The organism is Pseudovibrio sp. POLY-S9, from assembly GCF_001431305.1.
GTDB lineage: Bacteria > Pseudomonadota > Alphaproteobacteria > Rhizobiales > Stappiaceae > Pseudovibrio.
The window spans coordinates 1-21,960 of record NZ_LCWX01000121.1 but is presented as its reverse complement, the minus strand read 5'-3'; the positions used below and the strand labels follow the sequence as shown (position 1 = coordinate 21,960).

Below are 21,960 nucleotides of genomic sequence, written 5' to 3'. Positions count from 1 at the left end.
GCCTTTGTTGCAGGCGGTTGGCTCCGTCACCAAAACAGCGCATCAATTGGGGGTGAGCCAGTCTGCCGTCAGCCAGTCTATTGCAGAGCTCGAAAAGCGCCTTAGCGTAAAGGTGCTCCGTCGTGGTTCTCAACCAGTACAGCTGACGGATGAGGGCAAGCTGATCGCGCAATATGCCCTGAGCGTGCAGGCGGCGGAAGAGAACACACTGGCCAGCATCAACGATCTGCGCCAGAACAAAGGCGGGCGCGTGCGCATCGGGTCTTCAGGCCCTTCCGCCTCCACACGGCTCCTGCCTCATGTCATGAAGCGCTTCTCACGCCACTACCCCGGTATCGCGCTGGAGCTGCGCGAGGCGCAGGATCAGGAAATCATCGCAGCTTTGCGACGCGGTGAGGTGGATGTGGCCGTAGTCACGGGACTGGATGGAGATGAGGAGTTCGACAGTCTGCCCATCGCCTGTGACCGTCTTGTTGCGATCACTGCAGATGATATGAACTTGCCGCAGCACATGAATGTCGAGGCTTTTCAGCGGCAGCCCTTCATTATGACAAAGGGAGGCAGTGAGCCGTTGGTGCGGAAGTGGTTTGGCCGGTCAGATACAGACCCACGCGTGGATCACTCCATTCAGCAGATCACATCCATTCTGGCAGTGGTACGATCCGGTCTTGCTTGCTCGATTATTGCGGAACTGGCACTGCCTGAGGATCTGGATGGTGTGAAAGTTTTGCCGCTTGATCCCCCTGCCCCGCGTAGCCTGTTCCTGACCCGCCTGCCAACAACACCCAGCAACAGCGCAGTGACGAGAATTTGGGAATTTACCGAGCAGGAAATCTATCGGGAGGAGTAATTTTCTCCTGCCCTTGGGGCAGTCCCGCAACTCTCTTATCTTGGTTAATCAGAATGTGCTCATAAGTTACGAATCCGGGGATGGATTTTCCAAAACTGTACCGGGCGGTCGGTTGAAAACGATAATTTACGCCCGTCAGACGCGAAATTTTCACCAAAATTTTTCGTGATGACCGTAGGTAAACTACGTATTTTCAAATTAACTAATTGAAAAACAATAGAAAAGTTTGAAATAGGTCTATTGTAGATGTATTCCCTATGCATGCCGAGGATGTAAACTAAATCATAATAAAAATCATGGTGGGAGGCTAACCATGGAAACAATGACGAATATCCTAGGCGAAATCAATTCTATCGTTTGGGGCCCTGTGATGCTTATAGCCATTCTCGGGGTAGGACTTTTTCTCCAGATCGGACTCAAACTAATGCCCATCTTTAAGTTGGGCACGGGCTTTAGCCTGCTCTGGAAAGGTCGCCAAGGCGAAGGTGGTGGTGAAATCAGCCCCTTCAATGCGTTGATGACTTCTCTTTCAGCTACAATCGGAACAGGTAACATTGCAGGCGTTGCGACGGCTGTGTTCCTGGGGGGACCTGGCGCTCTCTTCTGGATGTGGATGACTGCTCTTGTGGGCATGGCAACCAAGTATGCCGAAGCTGTCCTCGCGGTGAAATATCGTGAGCGTGACAACGCTGGCAACTTTGTTGGTGGCCCGATGTACTACATCAAAAACGGTCTTGGCCGTAAGTGGTACTGGCTTGCTCCAACCTTTGCTGCATTCGGCGCTGTTGCTGCGTTCGGCATTGGTAACGGTGTGCAAGCCAACAGTGTTGCGAACGTTCTGAATGAGAACTTCAGCATTCCGGCACAAGCAACGGCTGTTGTCCTGATGGCACTCACAGCTGCTGTTATTCTGGGAGGAGTAACGCGCATTGGTAACGTTGCCGGCAAACTGGTTCCGTTCATGGCTATTGCGTACATTGCAGCTGGCCTTGTTGTTCTGATCATCAACATCGATTCCATCGGTGCTGCTGTGCAGACAGTGTTTGCTCAGGCATTCACCTCCACTGCTGCTGAAGGTGGCTTTGCTGGTGCTGCTGTTTGGGCTGCGATCCGCTTTGGTGTTGCCCGTGGCGTCTTCTCCAACGAAGCTGGTCTGGGTTCTGCGCCAATCGCTCACGCGGTTGCTGAAACCAAGAGCCCTGTTAATCAGGGTCTGATCGCAATGCTTGGCACGTTCATCGACACCATCATCGTTTGTACCATCACTGGTCTTGCGATTGTGGCATCCGGTGTGTGGACCTCTGGCTCCTCCGGTGCAGCGCTCACCTCTCTGGCATTTGAAACATCTCTGCCAGGTGTTGGTGGCTACCTGATTGCGATCTCGCTCTCAGTGTTTGCATTCACCACCATTTTGGGGTGGAGCTTTTACGGCGAGAAATGCGTTGGCTTCTTCTTTGGGCCTCGTGCGCTCAAGCCATACCGCATCCTCTGGGTGGTTGCGATCTACTTCGGCGCAACTGCGGAGCTGAGCTTCATCTGGCTGCTGGCTGATACGCTGAATGCGATGATGGCTATTCCAAACCTGATCGCGCTGGCACTTCTCAGCCCGATTGTCTTCAAGCTCACCAAGGAGTTCTTCTCCGAAGATGATGAGTCTGAGAGCGTGGAAAAAGCCCCGGCTGAATAAGAGAAAATACAGTTTTCAAAAGAATGGCCCGGTTTCATCACCGGGCCATTTTTGTATGTGCTGATGGTTGTGCTGTTAAGTAATCCGCAGCGAGACAGGTCTGCTCTCCGCATTTTATGAGAGTTTCTGTTGTGGTGATTTCGGAATGCCAATAGGATCGGAAACAGCTTTGATTACGTAGCGGCTAAGCCACAGAATTAATGTAGTGGGGGCATTCATGAAAACAGCAGTGGTCTTTGACTGTGAGTTCCTGACATCCGAAGGGGCTCAACGCAGGTTCTGGTGTGCCCCGTTTGATCCCGACCCGGTCATCGCGCAGATTGGAGCCGTGAAATTATCGCTCGATGGCAGCTTTGAGTTCGTCGAAACGTTTAGGGTCCATATCAATCCAGTCGATCGCTATGGCGACAGGTACAAACTTGATCCGTTCTTCAGTAAACTCACGGGTATCACGCAAGAGACGATTGATAGTGAAGGCGTCTCATTGCAGGAGGGCAACGATCAGCTGCATGCATTTGCCGATGGCGCCACGCTTTGGTCCTGGGGCAAAGACGAGCTGAATATGATGGCGATCAGTTGTTATGTTGCTGGCATCCAGCCATCCATTCCCGCGCATCAGTTCGACAACGCCTGCAAACTGATGCTCGCAGCAGGAATGCCCTACGACGATATCAAGCGGACGCGCAGTAATGATCTGGCTGGTTACTTCGAGCTGGAACATCCCCCTTTACGAGGGCATGATGCCTTGGACGATGCTCTCTCAGTCGCCTACGTCATTCAGCATCTTCTAAGAAATGGGCGGCTTTCGCAGGTTGAGTTCGAGCGTGGTGGTGTTGAACTGGAAGGCTTGGCCTAGGTGATATGAAGGCTGAGATCCCTGCCACTGTTTGCGGCAGGGATCATATGGTCTATTGCGATATTACTTCCACCAGGCATCCGGTGAGGTGTAAGCGTCGTAGCTGTTGTTGTTCCGTTCCCACTGGTACTGAGCGGAATCGTAAGCGGACATGGATTCCAGTTTTGCGTCAGGATTGGTTTTCTGCGCGTCGAACAGGTCTTCATGGGCTTTGGTGAGCAAGTTGACGACCGGATCATCGGAAAAGAGGTCACTCTCCTTACCGCCTGATAGTCGTTTATAAGCTGCCTGAGCGCTGGCTTTGCTTTCTGCCCACTCGAAGGACTTTTGCTCTTCTGCGGAGGTTTCTTCCTCCAGATACTTCAAAAGAGACAGATAATTGTCGGCAGTCGGTCCAGCCTCGGGAGCGTCTTTCTTCAGGATCTCGTCAAGCTGCTCTTGCATCACTTGCTTTGCGGCCTCTATCTCTTCATCAGAGAAATAGCCGTTTTCATTGCTGGCGATCAGGTGAAGGGTTTCGCGGTCAAACTCCAGATCATCAAAGATGTCTTTACGAAACGCTTCGATGTCATCCTTGTACTTGCTGGAGGTTGTATCAAGGTCGCCATAAAGATCGGTCAGCTTGGCACGCGCATCAACGGCAGTATCCGAGGTCGGCTTTAAGTCAGGCGTCTTTGTCTTGTCTTTCGACTCATCATCCAACGACAAAACGCTCTGATTGGTTCGTGTGCTGATCGACGATGACCCATTGCCTATATACTTTGCAACGCTGTAGTTGGAGAAGCTGTAGGTTCCGCCGCTACTGCTGAAAAAGCTCACAATTATTGTCCTTATAAAATCAATAGTGCGATGCTAGTGCGCGAAACCTGCGTGGCGCTGCCCTTTTCAGAAATGAAAGGCGCAAAACCGCAGTTTCTGACGTTGCGGAATCTTTGTGGAAATTTTACTCTGTTTTATAAGGTATTGGCGGTTAATCAGCGATCTCGAAGACTTCGCCTGAGTTCAGGTCCTTGATCATATCAATCGCCTCACCGCTCCAGTGATAGCTGAAATGCCGGGCCTGAAGTGGAGCTTCCACTACGTCGGGATAAAACGCAGCAATACACAACCCGCTCTCGTCCCGCACACTTGGGTAGAGAATGCCATCGCCGCCCTCTTCCAGCAGCTTGCGCGCGAAAACCTGAGAGGCGCTGTAATCATCGGGGTGGAGCAGAACGTCAAAACGGGGATCAGTTACGTCAGCAAGTTTAGCCTCAACACTGCCGATCAACTCGCGCATCTGCGCAATCCAGCCGGGTGCCTCTTGCGTGGCGGCATAGAAATTCCCGGTGTGGTGCACAGTCTCGAACAGCGCGGTTTCAAAAGATTTGGCGGCATAAAAAGCGCCGAAGTACCCATCATGGAAACGGCCAGTCCGGTCAGGAGAGGCATGGGTGAAAGGCGCCATCAGATAGGAAGAGCCCGTTCCATTGACCCGTCGCTCAACGGGTACAAGATCCAGATTGCCGATGGTTTCTGCAAGGCGCGGATTGGTGCGGCTCTCTGCAGCGGCCAGCAATTCCCAATCTGCGGGATCGGCAATGTCTTCAAACAAATCTATGGGTGGGTAGGCCGAGTTGACCAACCGATAATACTTGGGCCAGTTGACATGTGTTACAGGAGCTTTCAGGTCCGTCTCCACCAAAGTTAATGTAGTCACCAGTTGCCTCGCTGCGCATCAAGATATCTGCGCACGCGCATTAAGTCCGTGAGTTGCCCGCCCATCATAATTTCAAGGGCAGATCTGCCGCCGAAGTCTGTATTAGCGCGTTTCACCCAGCCATACCCGCGGTTGGTATCACTAAACAGCAGGCGAAGTGCCTTGTGAATGCCAAGCAGATTGGACAGGCGCGCCGCAAGGTCCACGCTGACACGGCCATAGTGTCTGGTCTTCCAGCGTTGATAGGTGCGCTTGGCAATGTCTCCCAGCAGCAAAGTGGCCTGCTCATCCGTCAGCTGCCAACGCTCAAACAAGTTGATCACCGCCCGCTGCATGGCATGCACTTCTTCCTCGGTAAACTTCGGCCCACCGGGTGCCAGAGGTTGTTCAATCTTACGAAGGCTAGGCATCTTCCCTCTCATCAAACCAGCTGAATAGCGCAGCGACATATGGCACTATATTATGATTTTGATGTCAAATGTCAAGAATTTGAACCCAAGCATACGCGAAGTCAGAAATATGAAAAACCTAAAGTAGCAGTTTAATGGAGTACATCCTAAAATACGCAACAACTAATATAGGCGTGGATGACCAAGCGTCCGCCTTGATGTGTGAGAGGGGTATCTATAATTATCGATAAAAATACGAATATAAAATAGTTGGGGTGGGGCGGTGACTTATAAATCTCGCAGTTTGAGCAGTGTTTCCATATTTGCGCTTGTTTCAAACATTGTAATCGCGGCACCGCTTATGGCGCAGACGGTTCATATTACTGTACCTCAGACCACGCCCAACGATGCTGCGCTGGACACGCAAGTGATCACTGGCCCAATCGCAGAATACTCCGGGCAATTGCAGGTGAGTGTGACCGGCGGCGAGGCTATCGGGAATGATGCGAGTGCAGAAATAACCATCCGTGGCATTAAAGGCGATATTACCCAGAACAATTCTGGTGAGATTGCTGTTGAAGTCAGCGGTGGTCTTGCAGATAGCAGTGCAAACCCGAACAGCGGTGCGAATGCAGCGATCACCATTGATGGTGTTGAAGGTACGCTGGAAATAGACAATATCGGGACAATCTCGGTCAAAGGCACCAGTCAAAGTGCAACCACATCGGGCACTGGCAAAGCCAGTGTAAAAGTGAATGTGAAGGCCATTGATGGCCGTTTGATGGGCGACAACCTGGGAACGCTTTCCAGTTATGCGCAGGCAGGTTCGGCCACAGCCAACGGAAGCGGCAAGGCAGATGCGAGCGTTGAGGGCTTTGGCACGTATCTGGATGTTGAGGGAGACAACATCGGCACCATCAAGGTTGAGGGTTATGCTGGAATAGCTGTATCCGCCTCAGGAGCCGCGGCTGCTGATGCTGATATCACTGGCATCGACAACGATCTTGAAGGGGGCAACAAAGGTCTGATCAGCATTCTCGCTAAAGGAGGTCAGGCTACCTCTGAAGGTGCAGGAGATGTTGATGCATATGCTCTTGCTATCGGCGTAAAAGGGGATGCGGAAGCGAATAGCGGGACTATCCTTGTTGATGCTGATAACAGAAATGCCACAGCGATCTCAGCAGGTGGAACAGCCAAAGCCGCTGCTGACGCCTATGGCATCCATGGAGATCTTCGAGGGAGTAACACGGGTCAGATTGACGTGACCTCACGTGCTGGTCGGTCAGAGACGACCGGTAGTGCTGCTTCAAATTCCCAATCACTTGCGGTTGGCGTGAAGGGTCATGTTGAAGGCAACAGTGGCTTCATTCTTGTCGATGCTGATAACAGATACACCAAAGCGACCGCAGCGGATGGCGAAGCCAAAGCCGCTGCTGATGCCTATGGCATCCAGGGAGATCTTCAGGTTGGTAACACGGGCCGGATAAGCGTGATTTCGAGTGCTGGTCAGTCAGAGACGACCGGCAGTGCTGCTGCGAACTCCAAAACACAGGCAGTGGGTGTGAATGGTAGTATCGAAGCGAACAGCGGTCTCATTCTCGTGAATGCTGCCGGGGGGGATGCTAAGGCGACCTCTGGAAACGGAAATGCGGATGCGTCTGCTCAAGCCTCTGGTACGAAATTCAACCTGAATGACGATAATTCGGGCGAGATTGATATTCGTGCTCGTGCCGGAACCGCTTCTGGCCTCATAGCCAACGCCAATGCGTTTGCTTTTGGTGTCGAAAACAGGCTCGAAGGCGACAACTCTGGTGTAATTCGCGTCGAAGCCTTTGCCGGAACCGCGATTAGCGATGGGACCACGGGGAATGGTGCAGATGCAATTGCCATTGCTGTTGGTGTCAATGATTACATAAACGGCAGCAACAGCGGCGATGTTATTGCATTTGGTCAGGGCGGGACAGCGACAGCCAATGGCGCTACTTCCGCCGAAGCGGGTGCAAATGTTTATGGCAACAACAATGGGCTGACTAAAGATAACTCTGGTTTGATTCGAGCTGTAGGCATTGGTGGGACGGCTGAAGCTGAGGGAAACAGCCATGCTTCAGCAACGACCCGCGTTATGGGGATTTTTGGTGCACTTGGTGGGACCAACAAAGGTCGCATCTTTGCGTTGACTGATGGCGGCACTGCGACAGCTACGGGCAGCGGAAATGCGAGTGCGTCTGCTGAAGCGATTGGTGTCTACAACGGCATTCGTAATACCGACCCGAATGTGACCACCGATAATTTGGGTGTCGTGGTTGCGAGGGCAACCGGCGGAACTGCAAGTTCAGTGGGTGGTAACGCTTATGGCTATGCTGACGTGTCAGCTCTTGATGGCTCACTTGGCGGTGAGAACAAAGGCTGGATCGAAGCACGAGCCGAAGGCAAAACTGCCACCACGGGAGGCGACAAAATCGCAAATGCCGAAGGTCTCGCGATCGGGATCAAAGGGGATGCGAAAGCCAACAGTGGGACGATTTTCGTACGGGCCTTTGGGGGAAAAGCAGAAAGCCTGAATGCGGCGAAAGCCAACGGCGCGGCGCGTGCCTTTGGTATCGGATATATAGAAGGCACAACGCTCTCCGGTGTTAAAGGTGAGTTCACCAATACAAACCTGATTGAAGTTTCTGCCACGGCTGGTACGGCCAACGGAACGCAGGATAAAGCCCTCGCCTATGGTGTTGTGCTCAACGGTGCAACGACCCTCAACAACAGCGGTTTGATTGTAGCAACCGCAACTGGCGGAGCGGGGTCAGAGGCCTATCAGGTGCATGCCGGATCAAATGCGTTGACCGTAAACTCCTATGGCATCCTCTTCCGGGATGATTTGGATGAGAACTTCAGTGGGACCATTCAGGCGGATGATCCCAACAATGTGACGTTCAACAATGCCACGCTGCATGTGCACTTTTCCAACTCGACGAAGATAGATGTTGCCTATGAGATCCCGGATCTCGTTGCTGGTCAGGATGTTCAGCAGTTTACTCAACTAGATGCAAGCGGTGTTGTTGGCCATGGCTGGAGTGCTGAGGCTGTTGAAAGCAGTTGGGGTACCACCAATCAAGAGGTGATCTTCAGATATGCGCCGGAAGTCTCCAGTCCCCAGCTGGTCGCGCAGCAGCAGCGTGGGGTGATTGATGCCACGCAGCGTATTGGTGAAGGGTTGTTGACCGACCTGATGTTAAAGGGAGACAGCGCCAGCGGAGAAGGTTTGCTGCTGGCTTATGACGGTAAGCCAGCATCGGATGCAGAAAAAGCTGTCGCTGATATGGTAAGCCAGCCACACCTTGCTGAGCAGTATGGTGTGTTTTATGCAGCCCCTCTTCATCTTTATCAGCAAAATCTGGATGGTGATCTGGGCTACTCTGCCAGCACCACAGGTGTGGTGACTGGTTACAACCGTGTCGTTTCGCCGGATCTGATTGTTGGGGCGAACGTCTTTTACGGTCACAGTGCGCTTGATTTCAACGGTATCTATGATCAGGCCAAAGAAACGGTCGATACCTATGGCTTTGGTGTACAGGGCGCATATCGCAAAGATGCGGTGCTGCTTACCGGGCAAAGCACGTTCTATCACACCAGGAACACCTATAAGGATGGTTCAGCACAGGCGAGTGAAACCTATGACAGCCAGAGCCTGTTGACCCGTGTCGCGGCCAAGTACATCTGGGAGTATGGCAACAACACCTTCACGCCGGAAGTTGGACTGAGCCATCTTTGGCACTCTCGCGGCGCATTCGGCGTCGACAATCAGGGCGTGCCGGATGTGAGCTATGATGCTATCAACAATCACCAGTTCTCAGTTGATGCCTCCCTCGGTTGGGCAGGCACATATCAGGTGCAGGAGGGTGAGCTGAAAGCCAATCTGCGGGCTGGCCTGCGTCAGATTTTGGGTGATGGCGGACTTAGGGATGTATTGCGTTCAGGTGCAAACGGTAAGGCGTCTGTGACCAGCGATATTGACCAGACACTGGCGCGTGCCTCTGCCTCACTGGAATACTCCAAAGGCAACTTTGGGGCTTCTGTTGGTGTGCTGGGGGAGTACGGCGAAAACACCCGAAATACAGCCTTCTTCGGGCGCGTATCCTATAAATTCTGATTAAACGGGAGTGCATACTGGAGCGGCTTGAGTGCTCCAGTATGCTTGCTGGCCAAGGGAAGCGTAGGGTGTGGAGTGTACACTCGGCCAACTCACTCAGTGTTCCGTTGTCTTTGAAAAGCGATAGGGTCAAAGGCCGATCAAGTGCTTGTTGGTTTCAAAAGCCGCGTTGATGCCTGAGATTTGACATATCTGGCGCCTTTGCGGCCTGCGCTCAGGTAAAAGGGTAAGCTTGCTGCGATGAGGTATTTGCTGATACGGGCTAGCCACTTACCTGCCTTTTCCGGCGAGCCAACGCCAAAGACTGGCTTGGGTGCGTATTCCAGCACGTTTTGCTCTATGTGGTGCGCGGCATCTATTCCATACATGTCACGGACTGCTTTCAGCGCGACTTCATAGGAGCCGATGGCAGGGCCCGCGCTGTAAAACTTGCCATCAATCGCCACCTCTGTTCCGCTGGATTTTGCGCCGAGTTTGTCCAGCAGCGGGGTGTGATGGAAGTTGGAGGTGGCTGTTTTGCCATCCAGAATACCAGCTGCTGCATACACCAATGTTCCTGCACAGACGGAAATCATGCCTTTTGCAGCAGGTTCCTGTCGCCGGATGAAATCCAGCAGTTCCTTGTCTTTCAGCAGCATTGGTTGTGTTGCGCCCATAATGACGAAGTCAACCTGCGGGCATGTGGCAAAGGTGGTTGTTGGCACGACCTTGGAGCCAAGCAAGCATTGCACTGGAGTTTTGTCGTGAGAGACCACATGAAGCTTAGAGTTGGGGAACGCACTCAAAACTTCAACTGCTCCCATGAAATCTGGCAAATAGCATCCTGAGGGCAGTGCTATAGCGATGGTTGGGGCATCGCCAGCTGTCAGATCCACTGGCTTTTTTGGAGTGTGAGTGGTGAACTGAGGGTGCGGGTCATATTCCAGTGTCAGCTCTGCAAACTTGGCAAAGCTGGTGCCGCGTAGCTTTTCCAGCACCATGAAGGCAGCTTCAATCATGCCTGTGGAATGACCTGCGGTGTAAAATTTGCCATCCACCACTGCCTTGCGTTCAAACACTGGTTTGACGCCGTAGTCTGCCAGTAATTTTGTTCCCTGATCATCTGCGGTTGCAGTTTTGCCTTCCAACACATCGGCCTTGGCAAGCGCAAGAACACCGCCGCTTGAGGCGACCACATAGGCAACCCGTGAGCACTGATCAGTCAGAAATGCATGGAAGGCGGGATCATCCTGTGCCGCTGTCGGAATGTCTGGAATGACCAGCACATCGAGTGGTGTGCGGTCTTGAAAGACACGATCCGGGACAAGGGTCAGACCATGCTGACCAGTTACTGGTTTTGTGGTCGCGCCAATAATACTGGGGCGGTTGAGTGGATTGATACCCAGAACGGCCTGCATTTCACCAAGCTCGGATTCATTGAACCCGGGCAAAGCAACATAACCGATACGATAGCGTTTCATGGGGACACTCCATTCCCTTCAGTGGGGCGAGCCCAACCAAAGATTCTCGTTATTCAATTTTGACAAGTTATATAAAAAATGTAAAAAGAGTCAAATGGCATCGATGATCAACTACAAGCCCGTGGTCGAGCTGCTCAGCCACTACGGCCTTCAAAAGACAACCATGAGTGATCTGGCAGAGGCTGTCGGGGTCACACGGCAGACGCTGTACAATCGCTTCAAGACGAAAGATCATGTGCGTGACTGGGCACTCTTGGAGTTTATGTCCGAGGTGAATGACACGGCCATCGCTGTGTTGGACAACGCACCTCCCGATGCTGCGCTGGATGCTATTCTGGAGGCGTTCGAGCGGTGGGGCGGGGATCATGTATCGATGGTCTGCCAGTCGCCTCATGGGGCGGACATATTGGAGGGCGGGTTACAGTTGGTCGCATCCAGAGCAGAAACACCCATCGACCGTTTTGAGAACTGCTTAGAAAAATTCATCGAAGACAGACAGCTCTCGCCTTCTCCCGCAGAGACGACCATGGTCCTCGTGCTGGCTGCCAAAGGGGTCTTTGTTACCTCTTCAGATGCGAAGGACTACTCGGAAAAGATGGAGGCGGTGGTCAAAGCTCTGCTGGGTGCAAGGCAGGCTGCGTAAGAGCGGCTTATTTTACTTTGCAACGCACGCAAAACGTAAAGAACGTAAACGAACGCACAAAGGAACCCAAACTGAACTGGCGGGACTTATGCCCGTCATGGAGCGGACAATAAAAAACCGGCACAGAGCATAACTCCGCACCGGTTCTCATAATGGGGATGCTAGAGGGTTAGCTCAAGCGTGCCAGAATTGCTCTTGCTGCTGCTTCAGAGGAAGCCGGGTTCTGACCGGAAATCAGGTTGCCATCTTCCAGAATGAAAGAGCCCCAGTCGGCGCCCTTCTCGTAGATAGCGCCTTTTTCCTGCAAGGCATCTTCCACCAGCAACGGCACAACATCGGTCAGCTGCACAGCGTCTTCTTCTGTGTTGGAGAAGCCAGTGACCTTCTTGCCGTTAACCAACGCAGAGCCATCTGCAGCCTTGGCGTTGACCAGTGCGGCAGAGGCATGACAGACAACACCGACTGGTTTGCCAGCGGAATACAGCTGCTCGATCAGAGAGATAGAGGCTGTGTTATCGACCAGATCCCACAGCGGACCATGGCCACCCGGGTAAAACACAGCGTCAAATGCATCAGCAGAAACGCTGTCCAGCTTTACGGTGTTGGCCAAAGCATCATTTGCAGCTGCATCTGCCTTGAAGCGGTCAGTTGCGGCAGTCTGGAAATCCGGCAGGTTGCTTTTCGGGTCCAGCGGAGGCTGTCCGCCAGCAGGAGAGGCCAGAGTGATTGTCGCGCCAGCGTCTTTGAAGACGTAGTAAGGGGCCGCGAACTCTTCCAGCCAGAAGCCGGTCTTTTCGCCCGTGTTGCCCAGCTTGTCGTGGGATGTGAGGACCATAAGCACGTTCATTGTGATCTACCTTTCAGCAGGCATAGGGGGAGTAGCCACCAGTGCCGTGGCACTGGTGTTCGTGTTGTTTTTGTTCTTCTCGTTTTGAGATCAGTCGCCGATTTTTACGACGAGTTTGCCGAAGTTCTTACCTTCCAGGAGGCCCATGAAAGCTTCCGGCGCATTTTCCAAACCGTCTACCATTTGCTCGCGGTACTTCACTTTACCCTCTGCAATCCACTGCTGCATATCCGCTGCGAATTTAGGGTAAAGATTTGGGAAACTGTCAAAGATGATGAAGCCCTGCATGCGGATCTTCTTCACCAGCAAAGTGCCCATCAACAGGCCCATACGATCCGGACCATCCGGCAGGCTTGTTGCGTTGTATTGAGAGATCAATCCACACAGCGGAATACGGGCATTTGCGTTGAGAAGCGGCAAAACCGCATCAAACACAGCACCGCCAACGTTCTCAAAATAAACGTCAATTCCGTCCGGACAAGCGGCTTTCAGATCCTGCGCGAAGGTTGGGGAGTTGCGGTCAAGACAGACGTCAAAACCAAGGTTATCAACGGCGTGCTTGCACTTTTCCGCACCGCCTGCGATGCCAACAACGCGGCAGCCTTTGATCTTGCCGATCTGGCCAACTGTTGCGCCAACTGGGCCGGAAGCTGCTGCAACAGCAATGGTTTCACCCGGTTTCGGCTCGCCAATTTCCAAAAGACCAGCGTAGGCGGTGAAGCCCGGCATGCCCATAATACCCAGTGCCCAGGATGGCATTGCTGGCTCTTTGCCAAGGTTGAAAACCATCTCACCGTTGGAAATTGAGTAGTCTTGCCAACCACCCAGGCTCACCACCCAGTCGCCTTCGCTGAAGTTCTTCAGGTTGGATTTCACCACGACAGAAACAGTTCCGCCGACCATAGCATCGCCAATTTCAACCGGGTCTGCATAGGATTTGGCATCGCTCATACGACCGCGCATATACGGGTCCAGAGACAGATAAACCGTACGCAGCAGCATCTCGCCTTCACCCGGTGCTGGGATAACGGCTTCTTCAAGACGGAAGTTTTTGGATGTTGGAGCCCCGACAGGGCGTTCCGCCAGCACAATCTGGCGGTTCACTTCGGTATTCTGCGGCATTTCAGGTTCCTCAATTAATGTCAGTAATGCTTTGTTATTATTAGATTTTATGAATTCAGCTTGGTGTAAACGCGCAGGTCAACATTGCCACAAATCGCGTTGGAGTACGGGCAAAGCGTGTGTGCTGTCTGGATCACGTCATCGGCTTGCTCACGGGTCAAACCAGAGAATTCCAAGTGCAGGTCAATGTCCAGCACATATCCACCCTCTGCTTTTTCGATAACGTTGCCTTCGGCGCGCACTTCAATGGAGTTCAACGGGTATTCCTTGTGTCCGGAAACCATTTTTAGCGAATGCTCAAAGCAAGAGGCATAACCCACTGCGAAGAGTTCTTCCGGTGTAATGCCAGGGCCTTCAACTCCTGGAGGGGTCACTCGAATTTTAGCAGCTTCGTCGCTCAACGTCGGTTTGGCGGAGCGTCCGTTTTCTGCTGTAGTGTCAGTGTCATAGAAGACTTTCATATCTTCACCTTAGATTTTGGACTGGCGTCTGATGGACTAGGGTTCATACGGGTTGATGGCGTTATGCAGCAGGTAGCATTATTTCTGTGACCTCCAGTGCTTTCTGGAGTGGTTTCTTATCTCGTGTAACTTTTCCGATGAGGCTGGCGCCGAGCCACATCTGGTAGAGCACCTGAGCGGCCATTCTGGCTTCTAACTTGGGTGCCATAGAACCGTCTTTGATGCCGGCTTCTATGATGTCGCCTAAACGTTTCTCTACTCTGGTGGTCATCTGGGCCAACAGCTCTCTCATATCTTCAGAAATGTCTGCTATTTCCGCGCTTAGCTTTACGATCAGACAGTGCTTCGATGCATCCTCGGAGTGCTGATAGTTCTCCCAAAGGTGCCAGTACTGGAACAGCTTTTCACGCATGCTTAGAGCCTCTGTCGCAAGCAGGGCATCCAAGCTTCTCATATATTCATCAAGGTATTGTTGGACGAGTACGCAACCAAAGTGCTCTTTGGACTCGAAGTAATGATAGAATGAGCCTTTAGGAACGCCGGCGGTTTTTAACAGTACGCTCAGGCCCATGCTGGAAAAACCCTGCTCTGCTATCAACTTACGTCCGGTTTCCAAGATGTGTAGTCTTGTGGCTTCGCTTTTCTTCATCTTCATATGGTGTGTTTTAATTAAAAATAGACCGGTCGTCTAGCCCGCTTCGGAATATCCCTTATGACGTCTATTCACAAGGACTTCAATGCGGGTAATTCCCTGAGTGGACCAGCGGGGATTGTTTATGATTAGGGTGAAGGCCGGGGCTGGGTTATGCCCGCAGCCCCTCTTCCATGATCGACCATGAATTGTCGAAGCGCTGTTCGAAGTCTGTCGACTCTTCAAGACGGGAAATGATCAAAGTCCCTTCGACGAGAGCGATTATAGCTTCCACCACGTCGTGCTCGTCTTTCTCTTTGATGTTACCCTGCTCTATGCCTTCCTTAACCAGATCGGAAAGCCGGGCTTTGATCTGCCCGAAGAAGCGGCGCAGAACCACCTTGGCCACGTTGTGGCGATAGAATTCAAACCAGATCGCGGTGATCACCCTGTGAGTGCGCAGGAAAATCAGCGCTGTTTTGCAGATGAAGTAAATCTGCTGCAGCTGCGTTTCCTCGTCCTTGTCATGGTCATCCAGCTGAATGCGCAGGGCATCTTCATAGGTGGTGATGTATTCAGCAAGTACCTGATCTTTCGTGGGAAAGACCTGCGTTACATCCTTCACCTTCAGGCCAGCGTTTGCGGCGATATCAGCGTAAGTGGTCTCAAAGTAACCGAACTTCTCAAAGCAAGTTATAGCGGCTTCGAGAATGGAAGATTTGGAAGCAGGTACAAGGAAGTCCTCTGAATACTCGGAGTGGGACCTGTTCGTATCACTCATAATTCGCCTCTTTCCCAAATCGTCGCCTGCTACATACTCAACTCTGCAAGCAGTCTGATTAGAAACACATGATGGGACAACATTTTGCCAAGATGATGGTAAATCGCCATCTATGATTTCTGATAAATATAGATCGCTTGCTGAATTCCGCCGTTCTAATAGGGGCTTACAGGGTTCTCAAGTCGGTCTTTTACATATTACGCAACGCGCTCGAACACGCTTGACTGGAAATTCTGCTGGTTTTTCTTTGGCGTAATGTGAGTATGTGTTTGTGCGCCTGTCAGCGCAAAGACGCCCGGCGCAAGCGCCTGAAGTTTCGCGGCAAGTGTGCGCGAAGAGTACCGCTGCACAGGAAGACCGGAACATTTCTCAGGACCATCCTCAGAAAAGCTGGAGATGATTGCAGTGCCACCAACGGGAACAGCCTTAACCAGCGCGTTTATATAGGCTTTTTGGTCTTCAATCTCCGTGAGGAAATGGAAGACAGCCCGATCATGCCACACCTGATAGGTCTTCTCTGGTGTCCAGTTGGTGATGTCTGCGTTGATCCACTCTACATCATCCGCAACGCCGCCAAGACGCTCTTTGCCAGCTTCCAGCACGACAGATGAGATATCGAGAACGGCAAGCGGTCCATAACCTGCAGCGTGCAGTATGCTTATCAGTTTAGAGGCGCCACCACCCACATCAATGAAGGTTTCGCCAAGTTTGAGATGCTGGGTGACGAGCTGATAAGACAGTGTTGGCTGGGTCTCATACCAGGTCAGATACTCTTCTTCGCGAGCATCATAAACCGCATTCCAGTGCGCGACTTTCTCGTTCATCTCAGGCCTCGTTTCTGCAACACGGCTTATATGGGAGTAGCCGGCTAAGAAAGCAATATATAATTTAGCTAATTCTAAACTACATTCAATGGATTGTGCGAATGACCCTGCGTCCGGTTCTGGTCTGCTAGGAGTTTAAGCGATTTTGCAGTGTTCGTGCAGTTACGTTTTTACGATGCGGACAAGCCCATGTTGCCTGTTAAAGGCCTGTTCTGGTCTTTGGTTGATCCTAGTCTTTAACAATTGCGCAAAGAACCAAGGATCAGCCAATGCCTGAGAGGAAGAAGCTCGGTAATAATTTGGACAAGGTTGAAGTACGGCCCGTGGAATTTGAGTGTCACGGTGAAGTCTTGCACGGAGATCTCTACCTCCCGAAAAAAAGACCGCCCAATGGCAAGCTTCCCGGGGTTGTGGTCACCGGAGCTTGGACTTCAGTGAAAGAGCAGATGGCAGGTCTTTACGCCTCTGAGCTTGCCATGCGTGGCTTTGTAGCGCTGGCTTTCGATTTTCGTGGTTGGGGTCTTTCTGCACATGATGGCAAAACCAAGTATCTGGAAGACCCTGCCCGCAAGACGGATGATATCCGCGCGGCTATTGATTTCATGGGACGATGCCCGGATGTGAATCCGGACAGGATCTGCGGATTGGGAATTTGCGCTTCAGCAGGGTACATGAGCGCTGCAACAGGTGGAAACCGGCACGTCCACTCACTGGCACTTGTCGCTCCATGGCTTCATAATTCGGAAATTATCTCAGAGGTTTACGGCGGTGTGGAAGGCGTCAGCAACTTGATGAAGGTGGGCCGCGATGCGCTGACCCATGAAGAGCCGCGGTATATCGTGGCCGCGAGTAAAGTCGATGACACTGCACTGATGTTCGACGTGGAGTATTACACCGAGGAAGACCGCGGTCTGATCCCGGAGTTTGACAACAAGTTCAATCTGGCCTCGTGGGAAGCGTGGCTGACGTTTGATGGTGTGCACACAGCAGAGAAGCAAAATCAACCAACCCTGATTGTGCACAGTGAGGCTGCCGCGATCCCGAAAGGTGCCAAGGAGTTTGCGCGGCGTATGGGGGACCGGGCGACCACGTTGTGGTTTGAGGATGTCAGCCAGTTTGACTTTTATGACAAGACCCAACCCATTGACCGGGCTTTGGAAGCTGTCGCTGAGCACTTCCTTTCTACGCTATAAGCAGGATCTTTGATGAACGACCCGTCCGACCTTGAAACAGCAAAAGACACCGCCGCCATAACCACGGTGCTGGAAGGCGTTGTAAACTGTTTTGATCGGGGGGATTATGAAAGCCTTGGCCTGCTTTATAGCGACCACGTGGAGATGGATTACAGCTCGCTGCTTGGTGGCACAGCGCATAAGAAGACACGGGAACAGCAGTTGATGGACTGGGCAGAGCTGCTGCCGGGGTTCGATCTGATGCGCCATTCTCTCAATGATTTCAATATCCGCATTGAGGAAGGCATTGCCAACGCCTCGTGCTCGGTTGCGGGGCAGCTGTATGTTGGTGACAAGGTTTGGGAGGTCGAGGGCCTCTATCAGTTCCGCCTGCATAAGCGCAGCAATCACTGGCGTATCTTCAAGCATAGTTTTGTGCTGAAGAGTGAGAATGGCAATGGTGATATACTGGAGACAGCCAAGAACAGAGCCAAGGCCCATCCACCTGCTTTCCTGAAACGACGCAAGGCGCAAGCTGCTGTCGTTAAGTTCCTCAAGGCCTTGGAAAATAAGGACATGGATGCTCTTGCTGATGTCTGGTCGGAAAAGGCCGTGCAAGATATGCCCTACTCGCCTGATGGCTTTCCGGATGTGGTGGAAGGCAAGGCCAACCTGATCAAGCACTACAGCGCATGGCCGGAAAATGCCGGAGAAGCGGATTTCACCTCCAACCTGAAATTCTACCCGATGATATCGCCTGAATGGGTCTTTGCGGAGTTTACGGGGGAGGTCGAGATACTGACCACAGGACGGGAATACAACCAGATTTATGGCGGCTTGTTCCACGTGCCTCATGGTAAAATTCAGTATTATCGCGAGTACTTTAACCCAGAACCCTTCCGCTTTGCCTACGACTTGGATGAGGGAAAAGACCCGGATCACTTTCTCATTGGCGAGCCTTGATGATAATATGAAAATGAATTACTTATTTAATTGCAGTGAATGTTGGTGTGAACTGATCAGAGGTGCCAGATGGCCAGACGTGCGTTGATTACCGGTGGTAACAGGGGCATTGGGTATGCCATCGCAAAAGGACTGAAAAAAGAAGGCCTTGACGTCATTATAGGCTCGCGCAATGCGGAAGCAGGCGCGGAAGCTGCCAAGCAGCTTGACTGCGGGCATGTGCATCTGGATGTTGCGGACTTGCGCTCCATCGAACAGGCCTTTGATGACATTGGGATTATTGATGTTTTGGTGAACAACGCAGGTGTTCTCTATGAAGAACCGATGCTGGAAAACCCTGCACAGTTTGAACAAAGCATGCAAGTGATGGTGCATGGTCCGTATCATCTGATCCGACGTGCGGCTCCTGCTATGATTGACAGGCAATACGGGCGCATTGTGAACATGAGCTCCAACTGGGGGTCTTTCACTGAAGGGTTGGCTGGCCCCGGCGCTTATGGCGTGGCGAAAGCAGCGCTCAATGCCCTAACCCTTGCGCTTTCCCGCGAACTGCCGTCTTGCGTGAAGATCAACTCCATGTGCCCTGGATGGGTCGCAACCCGAATGGGCGGTGAAACTGCGCCACGAACACCAGAGCAAGGTGCCGAAACCGGAATATGGCTCGCCACACTGCCAGAAGCCGGGCCAAACGGCGGTTTCTTCAGCGACCATCACCCGATGGGGTGGTAGAAAACTGCATTTGCTACAGCGTATCTCCGAAAAGTGGAAACCGGTTTTCGGATAAAGATACGCAAAAACAAAGACTAAAGCAGTTCAGGTGTTTCAACTTAAATGCGAACTGCTTTAAAGAGCCACCCTACTCCGCAGGCATAAGTTTCTTTGCCTCTGTCTCTCCTTGCTTGGACATAAGTTGTTCAAAGTATTGAATTGTTTTGACCAGACCCTCGCGCAACTCTGTGGTTGGGCGCCAGCCCAGATAATCCCGGGCGCGGGTGATGTCAGGTTTGCGCTGGAGCGGATCATCCTGAGGTAGAGGCTCCCTGATGATCCGGGACTTGGACCCGGTTAGCTCCAGCACAAGCTCTGCGAGTTGCTTGATGGTGAATTCCTTGGGATTGCCGATGTTGACCGGCATGGAAATGTGATCCGGTGCATTCATCAGTTTGATCATCCCGTCAACCAAATCATCCCGGTAACAGAAAGACCGCGTTTGCATGCCATCGCCATACAGAGTGATCGGCTTGTTCGTCAGTGCTTGCATGATGAAGTTGGAAACTACACGCCCATCATTGGGGTGCATGCGCGGGCCATAGGTGTTGAAAATCCGCATGACTCTGATGTTGATGTTGTTCTGGCGGTAGTAGTCGTAAAACAGTGTCTCTGCGCAGCGTTTTCCCTCATCATAACAAGAGCGTACGCCAATAGGGTTGACGTTGCCCCAATACTCTTCCGGCTGCGGGTGAACCTTCGGATCACCGTAGATCTCAGAGGTGGAGGCCTGCAGGATCTTCGCCTTAACCCGCTTTGCCAGCCCCAGCATATTGATGGCACCAAGCACGCTGGTCTTGGTGGTCTGCACAGGGTCAAACTGATAGTGAACGGGAGAAGCCGGACAGGCGAGATTGTAGATTTCATCCACCTCAACAAACAGCGGCTGACACACATCGTGCCGCAACAGCTCAAACCGTTTGTGATCCAGCAAATGTTCCACATTCATGCGGGTGCCAGTGAAGAAGTTATCGAGGCACAGCACTTCATGCCCTGCCTCCAGAAGGGTCTCACTGAGATAGGAGCCCAGAAAGCCTGAACCTCCTGTCACAAGAATTCTGCGCCGATCATCAAGTGAGAACATGAGGCCAATCCGCAATACCGCCAAAGATTGGAAAAGCCTATCAGGCTGCCTTCGAACGTAAATATTGAAAAACCTCTCCCGATAATTGGGTCCTGATAAATTATAGTGTTTTCGATGAGATGAAGCCCTACACGTGTTTGTTGAGCAAAATTCAAATAAATGTACTGGTTGAAGGCTTGCTCACAGCACCATGGCTGTTAGCATTACCAGTAGATCTCCTCACGCCTCGCGCGACTTCTCTGTTCCCCAAATTTGAGAGGTTCACGCCAACAGCTTGTTGCAGGGCCCTAATGTCTTCCTCCCTTTCAGCTAGTGCGACCAGCGCTGGTATTCTTTCTGCTTTTGTTGGGTTCGCCAGTTCATTTGCCATCGTTTTGCATGGATTGAGCGGGGTTGGTGCAAGTGCAGAACAAGCAACCTCTGGCCTTATGGCACTTGCCATCGCCATGGGGATTTGCGGTATCGGCTTCAGCTTGTGGAAGCGTGTTCCCATTTCCGTCGCCTGGTCCACTCCCAGTGCCGCGTTGTTGGCGACCTCCGGTCTTCCAGAGGGCGGATTTGCAGCCGCTGTCGGTGCCTTCGTGTTTGCTGGGGTGCTTGTGGTCATTACAGGGCTTTGGAAGCCCCTGGGCCGCATTGTTGGCCTGATCCCGGTTACTCTGGCCCAGGCTATGCTGGCAGGCGTCATCCTGCCGCTGTGTCTTGTACCCTTTGAAGCGGTGGCCGAGATCCCTGCCCTCGCTTTGCCTGTTGTGCTGGCATGGTTTGTTGCGGGACAGATCAACAAGTTACTGGCCGTTCCAGCTGCCTTGTTGGCCTTTCTTGTCGTGCTTTATTTCCATGCAGATACCTCAAGCCTCAGCTCGCTGAAACTGGTGCAAGCTCCCGTGTTCGTCATGCCGGAGTTTTCACTCTCTGCATTGATTGGGATTGGTATACCGATTTACATCGTCACAATGGCGTCCCAGAATATTCCGGGTGTCTCGATCCTGCGTTCCTTTGGGTATCAGCCCGTTCCCGGGCCGCTTTTCAGCTGGACAGGCGTTGGGTCCGTCCTCAGCGCGCCATTTGGTGGGCACGGGATCAGCCTTGCTGCCATTACAGCTGCCATATGTGCCAATGAGGATGCTCACAAAGACCCTGCAAAGCGGTATTGGGCTGCAGTGATTGCCGGTGTTGTCTATATCATCTTCGGCATCTTTTCTGCCGGGTTTGTCGGTGTGGTTGAACTGGCACCGCGCATTTTGATTGGCGGAGTTGCCGGACTGGCGTTGATTGGAACGCTCACCGTCTCGGTTCAGGGCATGCTGAAAGACGCGCCAAGTCGTGAGCCCGCCATTCTGACCTTCCTGATCACTGCGTCTGGCCTGTCTTTCTTTGGCATTGGGGCAGCATTCTGGGGGCTTCTGGTCGGTATGGGGCTGAAGTTCTGGATGGACTGGAAGCAGAAGGGCCTGCAGAGTGAACAGGCCACAGAAAAGGCCTAAAGCGTTTCGAGATTAATTTGAGATGCATCCTGCGGCTTTGAAGTAGTTCCAGCATTCTGTCGGATTGTAGAGGTCGCAGATTTCCCCGATGG

20 protein-coding genes are annotated in these 21,960 nt (G+C 52.3%); 9 read left to right on the top strand and 11 right to left on the bottom strand.

What is annotated here, in order from left to right:
* The 3 genes from PPL9_RS09260 to PPL9_RS09250 all read left to right on the top strand — a co-directional run.
* On the top strand, positions 1 to 850 hold an 850-nt coding region (locus PPL9_RS09260), incomplete at its 5' end, for a LysR family transcriptional regulator (protein ID WP_057462429.1).
* Positions 851 to 1,163: 313 nt separating this feature from the next.
* On the top strand, positions 1,164 to 2,537 hold the full coding sequence (locus tag PPL9_RS09255; protein WP_057462428.1) for a sodium:alanine symporter family protein: 1,374 nt from the start codon (positions 1,164 to 1,166) through the stop codon (positions 2,535 to 2,537).
* Positions 2,538 to 2,754: 217 nt separating this feature from the next.
* Positions 2,755 to 3,393: a 3'-5' exonuclease gene (locus PPL9_RS09250; RefSeq protein ID WP_057462427.1), complete on the top strand. Its 639-nt coding sequence runs from the start codon at positions 2,755 to 2,757 to the stop codon at positions 3,391 to 3,393.
* A 63-nt stretch (positions 3,394 to 3,456) separates the two neighbouring features.
* Here the strand turns inward: PPL9_RS09250 and PPL9_RS09245 are convergent, their stop codons facing one another.
* From PPL9_RS09245 to PPL9_RS09235, 3 genes are all read right to left on the bottom strand, one after another.
* Positions 3,457 to 4,212, bottom strand: a complete 756-nt coding sequence (locus PPL9_RS09245) for a hypothetical protein (protein ID WP_208989269.1) — start codon at positions 4,210 to 4,212, stop codon at positions 3,457 to 3,459.
* A gap of 151 nt (positions 4,213 to 4,363) precedes the next feature.
* On the bottom strand, positions 4,364 to 5,092 hold the full coding sequence (locus PPL9_RS09240; RefSeq protein WP_082596693.1) for an RES family NAD+ phosphorylase: 729 nt from the start codon (positions 5,090 to 5,092) through the stop codon (positions 4,364 to 4,366).
* Positions 5,089 to 5,427 carry an MbcA/ParS/Xre antitoxin family protein gene (locus PPL9_RS09235; protein ID WP_082596696.1) on the bottom strand — a complete coding sequence of 113 codons (339 nt, stop codon included), beginning with the start codon at positions 5,425 to 5,427 and terminating at the stop codon, positions 5,089 to 5,091. Before PPL9_RS09235 ends, PPL9_RS09240 begins: the two co-directional genes overlap by 4 nt.
* Before the next feature lie 337 nt (positions 5,428 to 5,764).
* Here PPL9_RS09235 and PPL9_RS09230 point away from each other — a divergent pair, with 337 nt between their 5' ends.
* The gene (locus PPL9_RS09230; protein WP_208989268.1) at positions 5,765 to 9,625 is read left to right on the top strand and encodes an autotransporter outer membrane beta-barrel domain-containing protein; all 3,861 of its coding nucleotides are present in this window, start codon (positions 5,765 to 5,767) and stop codon (positions 9,623 to 9,625) included.
* A 140-nt stretch (positions 9,626 to 9,765) separates the two neighbouring features.
* On the opposite strand, the gene PPL9_RS09225 is transcribed toward PPL9_RS09230, so the two are convergent.
* Positions 9,766 to 11,085 (bottom strand): DJ-1/PfpI family protein, encoded by a 1,320-nt coding sequence (locus tag PPL9_RS09225; protein ID WP_057462424.1) that lies wholly within the window; start codon positions 11,083 to 11,085, stop codon positions 9,766 to 9,768.
* Between the two features lie 94 nt (positions 11,086 to 11,179).
* Between PPL9_RS09225 and PPL9_RS09220 the strand changes: the two genes are divergently transcribed.
* Entirely contained in the window at positions 11,180 to 11,728 is a 549-nt protein-coding gene (locus tag PPL9_RS09220) for a TetR/AcrR family transcriptional regulator (RefSeq protein ID WP_208989267.1), read from the top strand.
* A gap of 169 nt (positions 11,729 to 11,897) precedes the next feature.
* On the opposite strand, the gene PPL9_RS09215 is transcribed toward PPL9_RS09220, so the two are convergent.
* From PPL9_RS09215 to PPL9_RS09190, 6 genes are all read right to left on the bottom strand, one after another.
* Positions 11,898 to 12,575, bottom strand: coding sequence for a type 1 glutamine amidotransferase domain-containing protein (locus tag PPL9_RS09215; protein ID WP_057462423.1), 678 nt, complete (start codon positions 12,573 to 12,575; stop codon positions 11,898 to 11,900).
* A gap of 90 nt (positions 12,576 to 12,665) precedes the next feature.
* A complete protein-coding gene (locus PPL9_RS09210; protein ID WP_057462422.1) occupies positions 12,666 to 13,697 on the bottom strand; it encodes an NADP-dependent oxidoreductase in 1,032 nt (343 codons plus the stop codon).
* A gap of 47 nt (positions 13,698 to 13,744) precedes the next feature.
* Complete coding sequence (locus tag PPL9_RS09205) at positions 13,745 to 14,158, bottom strand: Ohr family peroxiredoxin (RefSeq protein WP_082596691.1); 414 nt, start codon at positions 14,156 to 14,158, stop codon at positions 13,745 to 13,747.
* A 61-nt stretch (positions 14,159 to 14,219) separates the two neighbouring features.
* Positions 14,220 to 14,813, bottom strand: a complete 594-nt coding sequence (locus PPL9_RS09200) for a TetR/AcrR family transcriptional regulator (protein ID WP_057462421.1) — start codon at positions 14,811 to 14,813, stop codon at positions 14,220 to 14,222.
* 148 nt (positions 14,814 to 14,961) lie between these two features.
* Positions 14,962 to 15,570: a TetR/AcrR family transcriptional regulator gene (locus PPL9_RS09195; protein WP_057462420.1), complete on the bottom strand. Its 609-nt coding sequence runs from the start codon at positions 15,568 to 15,570 to the stop codon at positions 14,962 to 14,964.
* 197 nt (positions 15,571 to 15,767) lie between these two features.
* A complete protein-coding gene (locus tag PPL9_RS09190) occupies positions 15,768 to 16,394 on the bottom strand; it encodes a class I SAM-dependent methyltransferase (protein WP_057462419.1) in 627 nt (208 codons plus the stop codon).
* 269 nt (positions 16,395 to 16,663) lie between these two features.
* Between PPL9_RS09190 and PPL9_RS09185 the strand changes: the two genes are divergently transcribed.
* From PPL9_RS09185 to PPL9_RS09175, 3 genes are all read left to right on the top strand, one after another.
* Positions 16,664 to 17,587, top strand: a complete 924-nt coding sequence (locus PPL9_RS09185; RefSeq protein WP_082596689.1) for an alpha/beta hydrolase — start codon at positions 16,664 to 16,666, stop codon at positions 17,585 to 17,587.
* A 12-nt stretch (positions 17,588 to 17,599) separates the two neighbouring features.
* Complete coding sequence (locus PPL9_RS09180) at positions 17,600 to 18,529, top strand: nuclear transport factor 2 family protein (protein ID WP_057462418.1); 930 nt, start codon at positions 17,600 to 17,602, stop codon at positions 18,527 to 18,529.
* A gap of 69 nt (positions 18,530 to 18,598) precedes the next feature.
* Positions 18,599 to 19,258 (top strand): SDR family NAD(P)-dependent oxidoreductase, encoded by a 660-nt coding sequence (locus tag PPL9_RS09175; protein ID WP_057462417.1) that lies wholly within the window; start codon positions 18,599 to 18,601, stop codon positions 19,256 to 19,258.
* Positions 19,259 to 19,385: 127 nt separating this feature from the next.
* On the opposite strand, the gene PPL9_RS09170 is transcribed toward PPL9_RS09175, so the two are convergent.
* Complete coding sequence (locus PPL9_RS09170) at positions 19,386 to 20,381, bottom strand: UDP-glucuronic acid decarboxylase family protein (protein WP_057462416.1); 996 nt, start codon at positions 20,379 to 20,381, stop codon at positions 19,386 to 19,388.
* 290 nt (positions 20,382 to 20,671) lie between these two features.
* Between PPL9_RS09170 and PPL9_RS09165 the strand changes: the two genes are divergently transcribed.
* Complete coding sequence (locus tag PPL9_RS09165) at positions 20,672 to 21,868, top strand: benzoate/H(+) symporter BenE family transporter (protein ID WP_057462415.1); 1,197 nt, start codon at positions 20,672 to 20,674, stop codon at positions 21,866 to 21,868.
* Positions 21,869 to 21,960: the final 92 nt, after the last annotated feature.